General features: G+C 64.7%; 13 protein-coding genes. 6 read left to right on the top strand and 7 right to left on the bottom strand.

Annotated features, from left to right (window positions below; translation table 11 throughout):
- Positions 1-150 precede the first annotated feature (150 nt).
- The 6 genes from ACIQYU_RS02080 to edd form a co-directional block, all read right to left on the bottom strand.
- The gene (locus ACIQYU_RS02080) at positions 151-1,437 is read right to left on the bottom strand and encodes an ABC transporter substrate-binding protein (protein WP_402798056.1); all 1,287 of its coding nucleotides are present in this window, start codon (positions 1,435-1,437) and stop codon (positions 151-153) included.
- Positions 1,438-1,540: 103 nt separating this feature from the next.
- A complete protein-coding gene (locus ACIQYU_RS02075) occupies positions 1,541-2,791 on the bottom strand; it encodes an AGE family epimerase/isomerase (protein ID WP_402798054.1) in 1,251 nt (416 codons plus the stop codon).
- Between the two features lie 240 nt (positions 2,792-3,031).
- Entirely contained in the window at positions 3,032-4,486 is a 1,455-nt protein-coding gene (locus ACIQYU_RS02070; RefSeq protein ID WP_207835911.1) for an ATP-binding protein, read from the bottom strand.
- Positions 4,467-5,192, bottom strand: coding sequence for a two-component system response regulator GltR (gltR, locus tag ACIQYU_RS02065; RefSeq protein WP_054573359.1), 726 nt, complete (start codon positions 5,190-5,192; stop codon positions 4,467-4,469). The genes ACIQYU_RS02070 and gltR overlap by 20 nt, the downstream gene beginning before the upstream one ends.
- A 69-nt stretch (positions 5,193-5,261) precedes the next feature.
- Complete coding sequence (locus ACIQYU_RS02060; protein ID WP_207835913.1) at positions 5,262-6,221, bottom strand: glucokinase; 960 nt, start codon at positions 6,219-6,221, stop codon at positions 5,262-5,264.
- Complete coding sequence (gene edd / locus ACIQYU_RS02055; RefSeq protein ID WP_087502589.1) at positions 6,218-8,044, bottom strand: phosphogluconate dehydratase; 1,827 nt, start codon at positions 8,042-8,044, stop codon at positions 6,218-6,220. The genes ACIQYU_RS02060 and edd overlap by 4 nt, the downstream gene beginning before the upstream one ends.
- A gap of 265 nt (positions 8,045-8,309) precedes the next feature.
- Here edd and gap point away from each other — a divergent pair, with 265 nt between their 5' ends.
- The 6 genes from gap (at position 8,310) to ACIQYU_RS02025 (ending at position 15,173) form a co-directional block, all read left to right on the top strand.
- Positions 8,310-9,311 (top strand): type I glyceraldehyde-3-phosphate dehydrogenase, encoded by a 1,002-nt coding sequence (gap, locus tag ACIQYU_RS02050; protein ID WP_063911405.1) that lies wholly within the window; start codon positions 8,310-8,312, stop codon positions 9,309-9,311.
- 198 nt (positions 9,312-9,509) lie between these two features.
- Positions 9,510-10,022, top strand: a complete 513-nt coding sequence (locus tag ACIQYU_RS02045) for an RNA polymerase sigma factor (protein ID WP_207835917.1) — start codon at positions 9,510-9,512, stop codon at positions 10,020-10,022.
- Between the two features lie 71 nt (positions 10,023-10,093).
- On the top strand, positions 10,094-11,056 hold the full coding sequence (locus ACIQYU_RS02040; RefSeq protein WP_207835929.1) for a FecR domain-containing protein: 963 nt from the start codon (positions 10,094-10,096) through the stop codon (positions 11,054-11,056).
- 226 nt (positions 11,057-11,282) lie between these two features.
- Positions 11,283-13,886 (top strand): TonB-dependent receptor, encoded by a 2,604-nt coding sequence (locus tag ACIQYU_RS02035; RefSeq protein ID WP_402798044.1) that lies wholly within the window; start codon positions 11,283-11,285, stop codon positions 13,884-13,886.
- A gap of 222 nt (positions 13,887-14,108) precedes the next feature.
- Positions 14,109-14,702, top strand: a complete 594-nt coding sequence (locus ACIQYU_RS02030; RefSeq protein WP_207835947.1) for a biliverdin-producing heme oxygenase — start codon at positions 14,109-14,111, stop codon at positions 14,700-14,702.
- A gap of 54 nt (positions 14,703-14,756) precedes the next feature.
- Positions 14,757-15,173 (top strand): YbaN family protein, encoded by a 417-nt coding sequence (locus ACIQYU_RS02025; protein WP_063911400.1) that lies wholly within the window; start codon positions 14,757-14,759, stop codon positions 15,171-15,173.
- Here the strand turns inward: ACIQYU_RS02025 and arcD are convergent.
- The gene (arcD, locus tag ACIQYU_RS02020) at positions 15,153-16,580 is read right to left on the bottom strand and encodes an arginine-ornithine antiporter (RefSeq protein ID WP_063911399.1); all 1,428 of its coding nucleotides are present in this window, start codon (positions 16,578-16,580) and stop codon (positions 15,153-15,155) included. The two genes, ACIQYU_RS02025 and arcD, sit on opposite strands and share 21 nt — an antisense overlap.
- Between the last annotated feature and the right edge of the window lie 40 nt (positions 16,581-16,620).

The following is a 16,620-nucleotide window of genomic DNA, read 5'->3' as shown; positions in this document are numbered from 1 at the left end:
GTGTCGCGAAAGGGCTGCGAAGCAGCCCCGGGGGCCTGATGAAGGAAGCTGTTCTGGAAGGACTGCGCTGCCTGGTTCTGGGACCGCTTTGCGGTCCTTTGGCGACGCAAGGCCGCTCCCACAGTCAGGCTGCGTTGGCCTCCGAGCCGCTTATTGGGCAGCCTTGATCGCCGCCGCCAGCTTCTTCGCCGCATCGGCCGGGTCGGCCTTGGGGTCGTTGATGTAGTTGGTCACCACATCGAAGAATGCGCCCTGCACGGCCAGCGTGGTGGCCATGTTGTGCGCCATGCTCGGCTGCAGGCCGCCGGTCTTGGCATCGGCGAGGAAGTCCTTGGCGGAGGTTTGCGCACAGGCATCAAAGCCATGCTTGCCCATGTCGGCGAGCATGTCGTTACGCACCGGGATCGACCCTTTGTTGCTGCTGAAGACCTTCTGGAAGTCCTCGCCCAGCACCTTGCGCGCAATGTCCTGCTGGCCGGCGGACGTGCCAGCGTCGTTCTGCTTGAACACCACCAGCGAGTCGATGTTGTACAGGAACGCCTTGTCGGTGCCGGGGAACGGCACGCACTGGTAATCCTTGCCGGCGGTTTTCTTCGCCAGGGTCCATTCGCTCTTGGCCCAGTCGCCCATGATCTGCATGCCGGCCTTGCCGTTGATCACCTTGGCCGCTTCCAGGTTCCAGTCCTGGCCCTTGCCGTCCGGGTCCATGTAGGTGGCGACCTTTTTCAGCTCGGTCAGCGCCTTGACCATCTGCGGGCCGGTCAAGGCCGTGCTGTCGAGATCGACCAGGGCCTTCTTGTAGCCATCGGCCCCCATCACCGCCAGAACCACGTTTTCGAACACGGTGCTGTCCTGCCACGGTTGGCCACCATGGGCGAGCGGGATGAAGCCGGCGGCCTTGAGCTTGTCGGCGGTGGCGTAGAATTCGTCGAGGGTGGCGGGTGCCTTGTCGATGCCGGCCTTCTTGAAGACGTCGGGGTTGATCCATAGCCAGTTGATGCGGTGGATATTCACCGGCACGGCGACATAGTCACCGTCGTACTTGACGGTATCGGCGACTTTCTTGTCGAGCAGTGAGTCCCACTTTTCTTCCTTGGCCACACCCTTGAGCACATCGGCGTCGAGCAGCCCGGTGGCCGCCCAGTCCTGGATGTCCGGGCCCTTGATCTGCGCGACACCCGGCGGGTTGCCGGCCACGGCGCGGCTCTTGAGCACGGTCATGGCCGTGGCACCACCACCACCGGCGACGGCGCCGTCCTTCCAGGTGAAGCCATCGTTTTCGACCTGGGTCTTGAGTACATCAACCGCCGCTTTTTCACCCCCGGAAGTCCACCAGTGCACCACCTCGACACTGCCTTTGGAGTCGGCAGCCAGAGCACTGAACGGAAGTAAGGAAGCCAGGGAGATGGCGGCAGCGAGACGGAGCGTGGGATTCATTGGGGCACCTTTCTTGTTGTTATGCCGGGCAAGTCTTCGCTTGCATTGCATGAAGTCTAAACAGCGTGTCCGCCTCGCCAGGTAACGAAGCGACGCGCGAATGTCATCGTTTGGTTACATTACCGGCCAGGCCGCTGGCCAGGCTGGGTGCCAGTGGCAAGCCCGGCAGCAGCAGCGCCTGGTAGGCGTGGTAGAGGTCGGGCTTGCCTGGCCAGATGGTCGCGGCCGGGTGGTTGTGCGCATCGAGTTCGTGGTGCCAGCTGCCAGCGCCGTGGTCGATGAAATGGTTGGCGATGAAGTCCCAGCAACGACGGTACCATTGCTCGTAGTGCGCCTCGCCCGTGCGCTGCAACAGGGCTGCTGCGGCGGCGCAGGCTTCGGCATGCACCCAGTGCAGGCGTGCGCGCACCACCGGGCGATCGGCCCAGTCCAGGGTGTAGACGAAACCTGGCGCGCCATCGACGTTCCAGGCCAGCTGGCAGGCAGCGTCGAACAACGCGCGGGCGCTACCTGGCAGCCAGCCGGGTGCGTGCAGCCCGGCCCGTTCCAGGCTGGCCTCCAGGTGCAGCAGCAACCGCGCCCACTCCAGGGCATGCCCGGGCGTGGTGCCATAAGGCCGGAAGTGGTCGGCCGGGTGCGCCTGGTTGTAGTGCGGCAGTGGCTGCCAGAGGGCGTCGAAATGCTCGATGACCCGGTAGCCGTTGGCGGCGGCATGGGTGTGGATGATGCGTTCGGCGATACGCAAGCCGCGTTGCAGCCACAGGCTGTCGCCAGTGACATCCGCCAGGGCCAGGAAAGCCTCGACCGCATGCATGTTGCTGTTGGCGCCACGGTACGGCTCGGGCAACTGCCAGGTGCGGGAGAAGGCTTCCCGCAGGGCACCCTCCTCTTCACTCCAGAAATGCGCTTCAAGTACCTGCACCGCGTCTGCCAGCAGGGCTGTTGCATCCCCAGCACCGGCCATTACCGCCGAACTGGCAGCCAGGGCGACGAAGGCGTGCAGGTAAGCCGCCTTGCCACTGTCGTCATGGCCACCGGGGTGAGCGAACCAGCCGCCGTAGGTGGCATCCTGCAGCGCGCCGCGCAAGGCGACCACACCGTGTTCGGCATAGGCCAGGTAACCGGGCACGCCCTGCAGGTGAGCCAGGGCGAAGCAGTGGGTCATGCGGGCGGTGTTCAGGGTTTCGGCGCGGGCACCAGGGGCAACCTGCCCCTTGGCATCCAGGTTGCCAAAACCGTCGGGCAGTTTCGCGGCCTTGGCGAAGGTCAGCAGGCGCTGCCCTTCGGCCATGCGCCAGGCGGTGTGGGCCGGGGCGTCGAACCAGCGGGTGGAAGGCAGGTTGGAGGTGTTCATGGGCCAGCTTGATCCTTGCCAGTCGTGTGCGAATTCTAGTGAGCGGGCCTGGATGGGAATGTCACCAAGGAAGGTGGATTTGTCACCAGCAAGTGACATTTGCGTTGCCTGTGCCGGCCTCTTCGCGGGTAAACCCGCTCCCACAAGTTTTTGCATTAGCCTCGGAATCTGTATGGACCTGTGAGGCCTCTGTGGGAGCGGGTTTACCCGCGAAGAGGCCGGCACAGGCAACACAACCCTTCAGTCCATGCTCCGCGGCAGATACAAGGTCACCCGCAACCCGCCCTCACGCAGGTTCAGCAAGCTCACCTCTCCCCCATGGCTATGGGCTATGTTGCGCGCGATCCCCAATCCCAGCCCGTACCCCTGCTGCTGCCCGGCCAGACGGAAGTGCGGCTCGAACACCTGCTCCATTTGCTGCTGCGGCACCCCCGGCCCCTGGTCATCCACCTGCAGCACGAACCCCTCGGCAGTGTCGATGATGCGCAGCCGCGCCCGCTCGCCGTACTTGATGGCGTTGTCGATCAGGTTGCCGATGCAGCGCCGCAACGCCAGCGGCTTGCCCGGGTACGGCGCCAGCGCCCGGCCTTCGAGCGTGATGCGGCCATCGCCCAGGTAAGGCTCGGCCAGGATTTCCAGCACCTGGTTGAGGTCGACCGGCTCGATGTTCTCGTGGATGTCGGTGTCCTTCACGCACTGCAACGCACCTTTGACCAGCAGCTCCAGCTCGTCCAGGTCCTGGCTGAACTTGGCCTGCAGGCGCTCGTCCTCCAGCAGCTCGACGCGCAGACGCAAGCGGGTGATCGGTGTGCGCAGGTCGTGGGAGATGGCACTGAACAGCTGGCTGCGCTCGGTCAGGTAGCGGCTGATGCGCTCGCGCATGCTGTTGAACGCGCGCCCCACCTCGACCACTTCACTGCCACCGCCTTCGGCCACTGGCGCCACATCAGCGCCCAGCGACATCTCCCGCGCAGCCCGCGCCAGGCGCTTGAGCGGCCAGCTCTGCCAGTGCACCAGCAAGCCGATGAACAACAGCAGCAACGCCGTGGTCAGCACGATGAAGCCTATCTGCTGGCGCGGCAGGCGCTCGGCTTCCAGGCTGGTGTAGGGCTCGGGCAGCAGCGAGGCGATGTACAGCCACTCGCCCTCGCCCAGGCGGATCTGCGTGACCAGCACCGGCGGGTTGAGCGGCTCCAGGGTCAGCGAGTAATGGGCCCAGGAACGTGGCAGCTCGTCGAGCTTGAGGCCACTGTTGAAGATGCGCAGGTCGTCTGGCGCGACGAACGCCACGGAAATTTCCATCTGCGAACCCAGGCGCTCATGCAGCACTTGCCGGAACACATCGATTACCGCCTGCTTGCGCGGGGTAACGGGCAATACCGGCATGTCCAGCGGCTTGGCATTGAGCGACACGAAGAAGCGCGTGCCGCCCATGCTGCGCAGCTGGTCGAGGACCATCGGCCGGTAGGCCACCGGCAGCGAGCGGAAGTAACTGACGCTGGCGCTCATCGAATGGGCCAGGCTGCTGGCGCTGGCACGCAGGCCCTGCAACTGGCTGGCGCGTAACTGGGCAACCCAGATGATGCTCGACAAACCCTGGGCCAGCAGCACTACCAGCAGGGTCAGCAGCAGCATGCGCCCCAGTAGCGAACGCGGCAGCAGGCGCCAGCGCCGTTCAGGGCGCACTGCAGACATGGGCAGCCAACAGGTAGCCGCTGCCGCGTACGGTGCGGATCAGCCGGGGTGGTTTGTCAGTATCGCGCAGACGCTGGCGCAGGCGGCTGACCGCCATGTCGACGATGCGGTCCAGCGGCATCGGCTCGCGGCCACGGGTGGCGTTGCCGATGGTGTCGCGATCGAGGATCTGCTGTGGGTGGTCGAGGAACAGCTTGAGCAGGGCGAAGTCGGCGCCGGAGAGAATCACCTCCTCACCGTCGCGATGGAACAGGCGGTGGCTGACCGTGTCCAGGCGCCAGTCGTCGAAGGCCAGCACCGCACTGCCCGGCGCCGCCTGGCCGAACTCGGCGCGGCGCAGCAGGGCCTTGATCCGCGCTTGCAGTTCGCGGGGGCTGAACGGCTTGCCCAGGTAGTCGTCGGCGCCCAGTTCCAGGCCAATGACCCGGTCGGTTTCGTCGGAGCTGGCGGTGAGCATGATGATCGGTACCCGTGCCTGGCGCGGGTGCTGGCGTACCCAGCGGCACAGGCTGAAACCGTCTTCGTCGGGCAGCATGACATCGAGGATGACCAGGTCGCAGGGGGTGGTTTCCAGGGCGCGGCGAAAGCCCTTGCCGTCGGCTTCGGCATGTACCTGGAAGCCGGAGCGGCTCAGGTAGGTTTGCAGCAGTTCGCGGATTTCCTGGTCGTCGTCGACCATCAGGATCGATTTTCCGGCAGTGCTCAAGGTGGTCCGTCCTCTTGTTAGTTACAGGTCTTTGTTGCCTGTTTTTTGGGGGCCGCTTTGCGGCCCCAGTCAGTGATCCAGCGCTTGCTGCAAGGCCACCCCGGCCCCCAGCAACCCGGAAAACTCCGCCGTCACCAGCCAAACGGGCACGCCAGCGAAATAGCCGCTCATGCAACCCTTGTCGGAAAAACTGGCGGCAAACCCGCTGCGCACGAACAGTTCGGCAAAGCGCGGGATCACGCCGCCGACAATATAGACCCCACCCCGTGCGCCCAGCGTCAGAACATTGTTACCCGCGACTCGGCCGAGGAACCGGCAGAACTGCTCGATCACCGCCAACGCCCTTGGCTCGCCGCCCAGCGCGGCATCGGTGATCTGCGCCGGGGTCTTGTGTCGGGGTGTGTCGCCGTCCAGCGCACAGATTGCCTGGTACAAACGCAGCAGGCCACCGCCACTGAGCACGGTCTCGGCGCTGACATGGCCGATCTGGTCATGAATCTGTTGGTGGATCGCAGCCTCGCGGGCATTGCCCACCGGCAGGTCGACGTGCCCGCCCTCCCCCGGCAGTGCCTGCCAGTGCTGTTCGCCCAGGCGCAGCAGCGCGCCCACGCCCAGCCCGGTGCCCGGGCCGATGACCAGGGCCGGCCGCGACAGGTCCGCCTGGCCCGGGCACACTTCGCGGAATTCGCCGGGGCGCAAGCGGGTCATGCCCAGCGCCATGGCGGTAAAATCGTTGATCAGCAGCAGCCGCTCGACCTGCAATGTCTGGCAGAAGGCCACGCGGCTCAGGCGCCAGTGGTTGTTGGTGAAGCGGAACTCATCGCCATCGACCGGCCCGGCCACCGCCAGGCACACCGCCGCCAGGCCGCCGCGGGCGATACCCTGGCCTTCCAGGTAGGCCTCGATGGCCTGTTCCGGGCAGGTGTAGTCAGCGGTGGCGAAGACCTTCACTTCATGCAGCTGGTTGTCACGCCACAACGCAAAACGGGCATTGGTGCCGCCGATGTCGCCAACCAGCAGGTCCTTCATTTAAGGTTCTCCAGGGCCGAGGTGAACGCACTGGCGCCCTGCTCTGCCGGGCTGAATGCCATGCGCATGAAGCCGAACAGCTCGCGCCCGCAACCCAGGTCGTTACCCTGGGGCGCTGGCGGCAGGTCGCGGCTGGCCAGTTCTTCGGCCGACACCATCACCCGCAGCGTGCCTTCGACACCATCGACCCGCACCATATCACCGTCACGCACCCGCGCCAGCGGCCCCCCGTCATAAGCCTCGGGGCAAACGTGAATGGCCGCCGGGATCTTGCCCGAAGCACCGGACATGCGCCCGTCGGTGACCAGCGCTACCTTGTAGCCACGATCCTGCAACACGCCGAGGAACGGCGTGAGCTTGTGCAGTTCCGGCATGCCGTTGCAGCGCGGGCCCTGGAAGCGCACCACGGCGACGAAATCACGCTCCAGCTCGCCGGCCTTGAATGCATCGGCCAGCGACTGCTGGTCGTGGAACACCCGCGCCGGGGCCTCGACCACCTGGTGCTCGGGGGCGACAGCGGACACCTTCATCACCCCTCGGCCAAGGTTGCCCTCCATCACCCGCAGGCCGCCTTCGGCCGAGAATGGCCGCGCCACCGGGCGCAGGATGCTTTCGTCCAGGCTGTGCTGCGGCCCTTCGCGCCACACCAGCTTGCCGTTATCGAGGAATGGCTCCTGGGTGTAGCGGCGCAGGCCATGGCCGGCCACGGTGTTGACGTCTTCGTGCAGCAGCCCGGCATCGAGCAGCTCGCGGATCAGGAAGGCCATGCCGCCCGCGGCCTGGAAGTGGTTGATGTCAGCCTTGCCGTTGGGGTAGACGTGGGACAGGGTCGGCACCACCTCGGACAGGTCAGCCATGTCCTGCCAGGTCAACTGGATACCCGCAGCCTGGGCAATCGCCGGGATGTGCAGGGTGTGGTTGGTCGAGCCGCCGGTGGCGTGCAGGGCAACGATGGAGTTGACCAGCGCCTTTTCGTCGACGATTTCACCCAGCGGCATGAAGCTGCCGCTGGCCTTGGTCATGCGCGTGACCTGCTGCGCAGCCTCGGCGGTGAGTGCGTCGCGCAGCGGTGTGTACGGGTTGACGAACGAGGCGCCCGGCAGGTGCAGGCCCATCACTTCCATCACCAGCTGGTTGGTGTTGGCAGTGCCGTAGAAAGTGCAGGTGCCCGGGCTGTGGTAGGACTTCATCTCCGACTCCAGCAGCTCTTCGCGGCTGGCCTTGCCCTCGGCGTAGCGTTGGCGCACATCGGCCTTCTGCTTGTTGGAAATGCCGGAGACCATCGGCCCGCCCGGGACGAAAATGGTCGGCAGGTGACCAAAGCGCAGTGCACCCATCATCAAACCAGGGACGATCTTGTCGCAGATGCCCAGCATCAGCGCGGCGTCGAACATGTTGTGCGACAGGGCCACGGCGGTAGACATGGCGATCACTTCGCGGCTGGCGATGGCCAGCTCCATGCCCGGCTCACCCTGAGTCACGCCGTCGCACATGGCCGGCACGCCACCGGCGAACTGGCCGACCGAGCCGACCTCGCGCAGGGCCTGCTTGATCTGCTCGGGGAAGTGCTGGTACGGCTGGTGCGCCGAAAGCATGTCGTTGTAGGCCGAGACGATGGCCACGTTGGCCGCGTTCATCAGGCGCAGGGTCTGCTTGTCGTCGCTGCCGCAACCGGCCACGCCGTGGGCGAAGTTGGCGCACTGCAGGCTGGCACGCATGGGGCCATCACTGGCCGCGCCGCGAATCAGCTGCAGGTAGCGTTCGCGGGTGGCACGGCTACGTTCGACCAGCCGCTGGGTGACCTCAAGGATGCGCGGATGCATGTACTGGACTCCAGGCTAATTGTAAGGGCGGTTTGCCGGGCATTTCCCCTCCAAACGATTGCGGCCTAGGCTCAAGGTAAAGGAGCCTGCTGCATCACTGGAGGAACGTCGCCCAACCACTCGTTGTATGTTTAAACAAAATACTGCCACTAAAAAGGCTTGTTTTCTATCTTCGAGTGAATAATCTTGTAATTCCAACAACAAAACCGTTTCAGTGAAGCTCCTTTTTGCCACAGGTTTCACTCGGACTGCCAGAGGTACTGCCATGACCCTACGCATCGCCATCAATGGATTCGGCCGCATCGGGCGCAACGTCCTGCGCGCACTGTATACCCAAGGCTACCGCCAGGACCTGCAGGTCGTCGCCATCAACGACCTGGGCGACAGCGCCATGAATGCCCACCTGCTCAAGTACGACAGCGTGCACGGCACCTTCGATGCCAGCGTCGAGGCCGACCACGAGAGCCTGACGGTCAATGGTGACCGTATCGCGGTCAGCGCCATCCGCAACCCGGCCGAACTGCCCTGGAAGGCCGAAGCGATCGACGTGGTGTTCGAATGCACCGGGCTGTTCACCGAGCGCGCCAAGGCCGCCGCACACCTGGCCGCGGGGGCTGGCAAGGTAATTGTCTCGGCACCGGCCAAAGGCGCCGATGCCACCGTGGTGTACGGGGTCAACCACGACATCCTGCGGGCCTCGCACCAGATCATTTCCAACGCCTCCTGCACCACCAACTGCCTGGCGCCGATTGCCCAGGTGCTGCACCGCGAGTTCGGCATCGAGCAAGGCCTGATGACCACCATCCACGCCTACACCAACGACCAGGTGCTGACCGATGTGTACCACAGCGACCCCTACCGTGCGCGCTCCGCGACCCAGTCGATGATCCCGAGCAAGACCGGCGCCGCCGAGGCCGTGGGCCTGGTGCTGCCGGAGCTGGCCGGCAAACTGACCGGCATGGCGGTACGGGTGCCGGTGATCAACGTGTCGTTGGTGGACCTCACCGTCAACCTCAAGCGCGAGGCCACGGCCGAGCAGGTCAACCAGCTGTTCCTCGAGGCCAGCAAGCATTCCAGGGTATTGGGCTACAACGCCTTGCCGCTGGTTTCCTGCGATTTCAACCACAACCCGCTGTCGTCGATCTTCGATGCCAACCATACCCGGGCCAACGGGCGCATGCTCAAGGTGCTGGCCTGGTATGACAACGAGTGGGGGTTCAGCAACCGGATGCTGGATAACTGTTTGGCGTTGTGCCGGGCCCGTTGAGCATGACATGGCATTTTTGCCGCCTGTGAGATCGAGCGCCGCGCGGGCGGCGCTCGATCTCACAGGCACTGATAATGCCGTGGCGAGCGCCTCTGCGCCCAATACTCACAATCTTTACCTTTTCCTAACATTTCCAGGCTTGACCTTCGAGGCAGATGATAAGCATTATCATTAACCTTTCGTCGGCCAGGTCCCCCCGTGAGTCAGTCCCGGTTCAACTCTGTCTTCCTCGTCCAGCGCCTTACCCTGCTGCGCACTTTGCAGCGCATGGTGGGCAACCCCACCACGGCCGAGGACCTGCTGCAGGAAACCTACCTGCGGGTGTCCCGCGCCCTCGGTGAGCGGCCCATCGAACACATCGAACCGTTCGTGTTCCAGACCGCGCGCAACCTGGCCCTCGACCACCTGCGCGCGCGCCGGGTGCAATCGCGCATGCTGGTCGACGACGTGCCCGATGAGGTCCTGCACAGCGTGGCCGCGCCGGCCACCAGCAGCGAGGATGCCGCCCATGCCGAACGGTTGCTCAAGCAACTGAGCGTCAGCCTCAACCAGCTCAGCGAACGCCAGCAGCGCATCTTCATCCTCAGCCGCCTGCATGGCGCCACCTACCTGGAAATCGCCGAACAACTGAATGTTTCGCCCAGCACGGTACAGAAGGAACTGAAACTGATCATGGCGATCTGCATGGGTGTCGCCGACCGCCTCAAGTGAGGCTACGCAAAGCCCTTGCCACACCCCGCCTCAGCCTTGATCATTCGCAAAAAACCATTCAAGGACTCACCGTGACCGACAGCCCTGCCCCTCGCCCGTCACCCGCCGGGCCCAGCGCCCGTGCTCGTGCCATGGACGAGGCGCTGGACTGGCTGGTGCGCCTGCAATGTGCCGACGCCGAGGACACCCAGGCCTTCGAAGCCTGGCTAAGCGCTGCACCGGAAAATGCCGAGGCCTATGTCGAGGCAGAAGCCCTGTGGAACGGTGCGCCGCTGCACCAGGTGGCCGTGCAGATGCACCAGCAACAGCGCCGCTCGTGGCGCGGGCGCCTGCGCAGCCACTGGAAACCCCTGGCCACGGCGGCGCTACTGCTGGTCGGGCTGTTCACCCTCGGCAACCTGCCCATGCGCCTGCAGGCTGACCACCTGACGGTGGTGGGCGAGCGCCAGCGCCTGCAGCTGGAAGACGGGGCGCAAGTGCTGCTCAACACCAATTCGGCGTTTGCCAGCGACCACCGTGACGGTCGCCAGATCGCCCGCCTGCTGCAGGGCGAGGCTTATTTCCAGGTCCCCGAGGGTGCGCTGCTGCCACTGGAAGTGCAGGCCGGGCCGCTGCGCGCGCAGGTGCGCGACACCGATTTTGCCGTGCGCTACCTCGACGGCGAGGCACAGGTGCGGGTACAGCGCGGCGATGTCGACCTGCAGGGCAGCCGCGACCAGCGCATTCGCCTGAGTGCCGGCGACAGCATCAGTGTTGGCCCACAGGGCTTTGGCCAGCGCCAGCGCCCCGACATGCACAAGGACCTGGCCTGGGTAGACGGCCGCCTGGTGTTCGAGAATTGCCCGTTGAGCCAGGTGCTGGCCGAGGTGCAGCGCTACTACCCGGGCTGGATCATCAACCGCAACGCACAGCTGGAAGACGTGGCGGTCACCGGCAACTACCGCCTCGACCAGCCACTGGAAACCCTGCGCGCGCTGGCCCACATCACCTCGGCACGGCTGCACGAGTACCCGGCGCTGGTCATCCTGAACTGATCCGCCAATCGATCTTCAGCAAAATCTGAAACCCGACACGGTCCCTGTGGGAGCGGGCGTGCCCGCTCCCACGGAAATCGCGATACAGATTGCCAGACCGCAATCCAACTTTTTTTACGCAGTCACGCTACCCCGCCCGTCTCGTTATAGCCAATGCAACTGATTCTCGTTTGAAAACGGGGACAGCCATCACCTATAACAGTCCGCGCGTCAGGGAGCGCTTCCGATGTCCACAGGTCCTACCCGCCCCTCCACCCTTCCCAGCCGTAGAGGGCAACCGTCCCTCCTGAGCCTTTCCCTACTGAACCTGGCCCTGCTCGCCAGCGGCGCCTGCAGCCTGCCGGCGCTGGCCGCCGAGCCGGCCCAGGCCAGCAGCCCGCGCATGGGCGACTACCGCTTCAGCATCGGCCAGCAGCCACTGGTTTCGGCCATCAATGCCTTCAGCCAGGTCACTGGCTGGCAAGTCGGTTTCAGCGCCGAGCTGGCCGACGGCGTGGCCTCACCAGGCGTGCAGGGCTCGCTACCGCCGGAAGCCGCGCTCAAGCGCCTGCTGCACGGTACCGGCCTGGGCTTTCGCAAGATCAGCAACGGCAATGTAGTGCTCGAACGCCAGACCAGCGCCAATGTGGTCGCCCTGCAACAGGTCACGGTCAGCGCCACGCGCAGTGCCCAGGACGTCAGCCAGGTGCCGAGCACCGTCAGCGTGCAGACCCGCGAGGAACTGGACCGGCAGAACGTCAACAACATCCAGGACCTGGTGCGCTACGAGCCGGGTGTATCGGTGGCCGGCACCGGCCAGCGCAGCGGCCTGAACGGCTACAACATCCGGGGCATCGACGGCGAACGCATTCTCACCCAGGTCGATGGCGTGTCGATCCCCGACAGCTTCTTCTTCGGCCCCTACGCCCAGACCCAGCGCAACTACGTGGACCCGGAGATCGTCAAGCGGGTGGAAATCCTCCGCGGCCCGGCCTCGGTGCTGTATGGCAGCAACGCCATCGGCGGGGCGGTGAGCTACTTCACCCTCGACCCGGATGACATCATCAAGCCCGGCAAGGATGCAGGTGCCCGCCTGAAGACCGGCTACAGCTCGGCCGACGAAAGCTGGCTGACCTCCGCCACCGTCGCCGGTCGCCAGGGCGACTTCGACGGCCTGTTGCACCTGAGCCAGCGCAACGGCCACGAAACCGAGACCCACGGCGGCCACAGCGGTGACGGGCTGTCCCGTACCGAAGCCAACCCGATGGACGTGCGTACTACAAACGTGCTGGCCAAGCTGGGCTGGAACTACGCCGACGACGCGCGCCTGGGCTTCACCTACGAACGCTACAAGGATGATCGCGACCAGAACATCCTCAGTGCGGTGGGCGGGCCGTTCATTCCCGGCCTTGGTGCCTCGGGTTACTACAAGGCGCGCAATGGCAACGACACCATCACCCGCGAACGCTTTGGCATCAACCATGAGTTCGGCCTGGATTCGCTGGTCGCCGACCATGTGAAGTGGAGCCTGAACTACCAGATCGCCAAGACCGACCAGCACACTGAGGAAGTCTACGCACCGCCCGGCCGTCAGGTGCTGCGTACCCGCGACACCACCTACAAGGACCGCCAGTGGGTATTCGACGCCCAGCTGGACAAGGCCTTCAGCCTCGGCGCCACCGACCACCTGCTGACCTACGGCACCACCTTCAAGCACGAAAAGGTCACCGGTTCGCGCAGCGGCACCGGCACCTGCCTGGCCGTTGGCTCAGGTTGCTCCGCCGCTGGCGCCGAGCGCCCGGCAGATGGCCAGGCCCTGGTCAGCGACTTCCCGGACCCGACCGTGAATACCTACAGCCTGTTCGTGCAGGATGAAATCCGCTGGAACAACTGGACCTTCATGCCTGGCGCTCGTTACGACTACACGCGCATGGAGCCCAGGTTCACCAAGGAATTCCTGCGAGGCCTGGAGTCCTCCGGCACCGCGCCCACCTCCCAGGACGACTCGGACAAGAAGTGGCACCGTATCTCGCCCAAGTTCGGCCTGACCTATGCCTTCAACGACAACTACACCTGGTATGGCCAGTACGCCGAAGGTTTCCGCACCCCGAGCGCCAAAGCCATGTACGGGAAGTTCGAGAACATCGAGCAAGGCTACCGCGTAGAAGGCAACCCGGGCCTCGAGCCCGAAAAGAGCAAAAGCCATGAAACCGGCCTGCGTGGCAACTTCGACGCCGGCAACTTCGACGTGGCGGTGTTCTACAACAAGTACCGCGACTTCATCGACGAGGACGCCGTAAAAAGCGCCAACCTGGAGCAAACCTTCAAGGCCAACAACATCAAGCACGCCACCATCAAGGGTGCCGAGGTCAAGGGCCGCCTGAACCTCGACCACTTTGGTGCGCCGCAGGGCCTGTATACCCAGGGCTCGATCGCCTACACCCATGGCCGCAACGATGACACCGGCGAGCCACTGAACAGCGTCAACCCGTTGAAGGGCGTGTTCGGCCTGGGTTACGAGCAACAGCACTACGGCGGCCTGCTGAGCTGGACACTGGTCAAGCGCAAGACCCGCGTCGACGACAGCACCTTCTACTCGCCCGACGGCTCGAGTTCCAAGTTCCGCACCCCGGGCTACGGGGTGCTGGACCTGACGGGTTACTACAAGGTCACCGACGACGTGACCATCAACGCCGGCCTGTACAACCTCACCGACAAGAAGTACTGGCAGTGGGATTCGGTACGCAGCTACGACGGCCAGGGTGAAGCGGCTGTGACCCAGCCCGCCAACATCGACCGCCTGACCATGCCGGGGCGCAACTTCGGCATCAATGTGGTTTGGGATATCTGACCTGGATTATCGCTGACAGGTTTGTTTCGTCAGTGCCGGCCTCCTCGCGGGTAAACCCGCTCCCACAGGGACATCACAGGCCCGAGGTCTGCGCAATACCTGTGGGAGCGGGTTCACCCGCGAAGAGGCCGTCACTACCAGCACAAATACCGGCTTTTTTTACTGTCCCGCCCCCGCTGTTTCGTCTTGTTTCCAGACGCCCCTTTTTTCAAGGACTGCCCCATGACCGACCGCCCAGCCCTGCGCTCTCAGCGCCTGAACCAGATCACCCACGCCCCGCACGCCGAACTGGATGCCCTGGTCAAATCCCACGCGCCCTTCGACAGCCGTGAAAGCTTCGCCCGCTTCGTGGTTGCCCAGTACCTGTTCCAGGCCGAGTTGCAGGCCCTGTACAACGACCCGCAACTGATCGCCATCGTCCCCGACCTGGCCGAGCGCTGCCGCGCCGAACAGGCACGCCTGGACCTCGCCGACCTCGACACCGAAGTACCGCCAGCCGTGCCGGGTGCCCTGCGCAACCCGAGCCTGGGCGAGGCAATGGGCTGGATCTTCGTCTCCGAAGGCTCCAAACTGGGCGCTGCGTTTCTGATCAAGCGTGCCGTGGCCCTGGAACTGTCCGACAGCTTCGGTGCCCGCCACCTGGGCGAACCGGCCGGTGGCCGTGCCGAAGGCTGGAAGCAGTTCACCCGCATTCTTGATGAGCTGGCGCTGTCGGCCGAAGAGGAAGCCGCTGCCGAACGCGGCGCAGTCGCTGCCTTCGAGCGCTTCACCGAGCTGCTCAAGCACGCCTATGCTGCAGATGCCGCGCTGGTTTGACACACCGTACCCGGCCACCCTACCGGTGGCCGAACCGCTTTATGCAGTGAGACCATGACCCGACCCGCCCGCTCGAAACTCGCCCGCCTGCTGTATGCGATCCTGGCTTACGTGAGCCTGGGCGTGGGCCTGGTCGCGATCGTCATTCCCGGCCTGCCGACCACCGAATTCATCCTGCTGGCCGCCTGGGCGGCCACGCGCAGTTCGCCACGCCTGTCTGCCTGGCTGGAGAACCATCGGCTGTTCGGGCCGATCCTGCACAACTGGCGCAATGGCAAGGTGATCCAGCGCCGGGCCAAGGTCAGCGCAACCTTCAGCATGCTGCTGTGCGCGGGCCTGATGCTGACGTTCCTGGAACACCGCTGGCCGGTGTTCCTGGCCATCGCCGGCATGACCCTGGGCAACCTGTGGATCTGGTCACGCCCGGAGCACGCCGCCTGCCCTGCCCCGTCACAAGCTCAGCAGCCCTGAATACAGGGCATATGCCGCCAGCGCGGCGCCTGCCAGCACGGCGGCGAAAATCAGCTTTTCCCAGGTGGTGAACAAGGTTTTTCCCTGCTCATGCTTGGCCCTGGCGAACAGGATCACGCCCGGCGCGTACAGCAGCGCCGACAGCAGCAGGTACTTGAGCCCGCCGGCGTACAACAGCCACACGGCATACGCCAGGGCAACCAGCGCCACCAGCAGGTCCTTGCGGCGCAGGGCCGGCTGCCCGGTGTAGGTTTCTGCACGTAACGCCAACAGCACGGCATAGGCCGCCGACCACAGGTAGGGCACCAGGATCATCGACGAGGCCAGGTAGATCAGGCTGGTATAGGTACCGGCGGAAAACAGCGTGATCAGCAGAAAACCCTGGATCATGCAGTTGGTCAGCCACAGGGCGTTGGCCGGCACATGGTTGGCGTTTTCCTTGGCCAGGAAGCGCGGCATGGTCTTGTCCCGCGCCGTGGCGAAGAGGATCTCGGCGCACAGCAGCGCCCACGACAGCAGCGCGCCGAGCAGCGAAACCGCCAGGCCGATACTGATCAGCAAGGCACCCCAGGGCCCGACGATATGCTCCAGCACCGAGGCCAGCGACGGGTTCTGCAGCCCGGCCAGCTCCGGCTGGGTCATCACCCCCAGCGACAGCACGTTGACCAGTACCAGCAGCGCCAACACCCCCAGGAAACCGATCACTGTGGCCTTGCCCACATCCGAACGGCGCTGGGCGCGCCCGGAATACACGCTGGCGCCCTCGATGCCGATGAACACGAACACGGTCACCAGCATCATGTTGCGCACCTGCTCCAGCACGCTGCCGAACTGCGGGTTGCTCAGGCCCCAGATGTCACGGGTGAAGATATCGGCGCGGAAGGCGAATGCCGCTATCACCACGAAAATCAGTAACGGCACCACCTTGGCCACGGTGGTCACCTGGTTGATGAATGCCGCTTCCTTGATGCCGCGCAGCACCAGGAAATGCACCGCCCACAACAGCAGCGAGGCGCAGCCGATGGCGATTGGCGTGTTGCCTTCGCCGAACACCGGGAAGTAGAAGCCCAAGGTACTGAACAACAGCACGAAGTAGCCGACGTTGCCCAGCCAGGCACTGATCCAGTAGCCCCAGGCCGAAGAAAACCCCATGTACTCGCCAAAGCCGGCCTTGGCGTAGGCATACACCCCCGAATCCAGCTCCGGCTTGCGGTTGGCCAGGGTCTGGAACACGAAGGCCAGGGCCAGCATGCCGACCGCGGTGATACTCCAGCCGATCAGCACCGCCCCCACATCGGCACGCGCCGCCATGTTCTGCGGCAGCGAGAAGATCCCGCCACCAATCATCGAGCCGACCACCAACGCGATCAGCGCCCCCAGGCGCAGCTTCTGTCCCGGTTCGCTCATGAGCCTTCCTTTTTTTTGCGCGCTGTCATGGGTTTGAAAC

Source organism: Pseudomonas sp. NPDC096925 (assembly GCF_044762545.1).
GTDB lineage: Bacteria > Pseudomonadota > Gammaproteobacteria > Pseudomonadales > Pseudomonadaceae > Aquipseudomonas.
This window is presented reverse-complemented; position numbering and strand designations above follow the sequence as displayed.

Bases quoted from the DNA above. Each gene is read 5' to 3' on its own strand.
- ACIQYU_RS02080 (WP_402798056.1), bottom strand. From the start codon at position 1,437: ATGAATCCCACGCTCCGTCTCGCTGCCGCCATCTCCCTGGCTTCCTTA.
- arcD (WP_063911399.1), bottom strand. From the start codon at position 16,580: ATGAGCGAACCGGGACAGAAGCTGCGCCTGGGGGCGCTGATCGCGTTG.
- ACIQYU_RS02070 (WP_207835911.1), bottom strand. From the start codon at position 4,486: ATGTCTGCAGTGCGCCCTGAACGGCGCTGGCGCCTGCTGCCGCGTTCG.
- ACIQYU_RS02025 (WP_063911400.1), top strand. From the start codon at position 14,757: ATGACCCGACCCGCCCGCTCGAAACTCGCCCGCCTGCTGTATGCGATC.
- ACIQYU_RS02075 (WP_402798054.1), bottom strand. From the start codon at position 2,791: ATGAACACCTCCAACCTGCCTTCCACCCGCTGGTTCGACGCCCCGGCC.
- ACIQYU_RS02060 (WP_207835913.1), bottom strand. From the start codon at position 6,221: ATGAAGGACCTGCTGGTTGGCGACATCGGCGGCACCAATGCCCGTTTT.
- ACIQYU_RS02035 (WP_402798044.1), top strand. From the start codon at position 11,283: ATGTCCACAGGTCCTACCCGCCCCTCCACCCTTCCCAGCCGTAGAGGG.
- ACIQYU_RS02030 (WP_207835947.1), top strand. From the start codon at position 14,109: ATGACCGACCGCCCAGCCCTGCGCTCTCAGCGCCTGAACCAGATCACC.
- edd (WP_087502589.1), bottom strand. From the start codon at position 8,044: ATGCATCCGCGCATCCTTGAGGTCACCCAGCGGCTGGTCGAACGTAGC.
- gap (WP_063911405.1), top strand. From the start codon at position 8,310: ATGACCCTACGCATCGCCATCAATGGATTCGGCCGCATCGGGCGCAAC.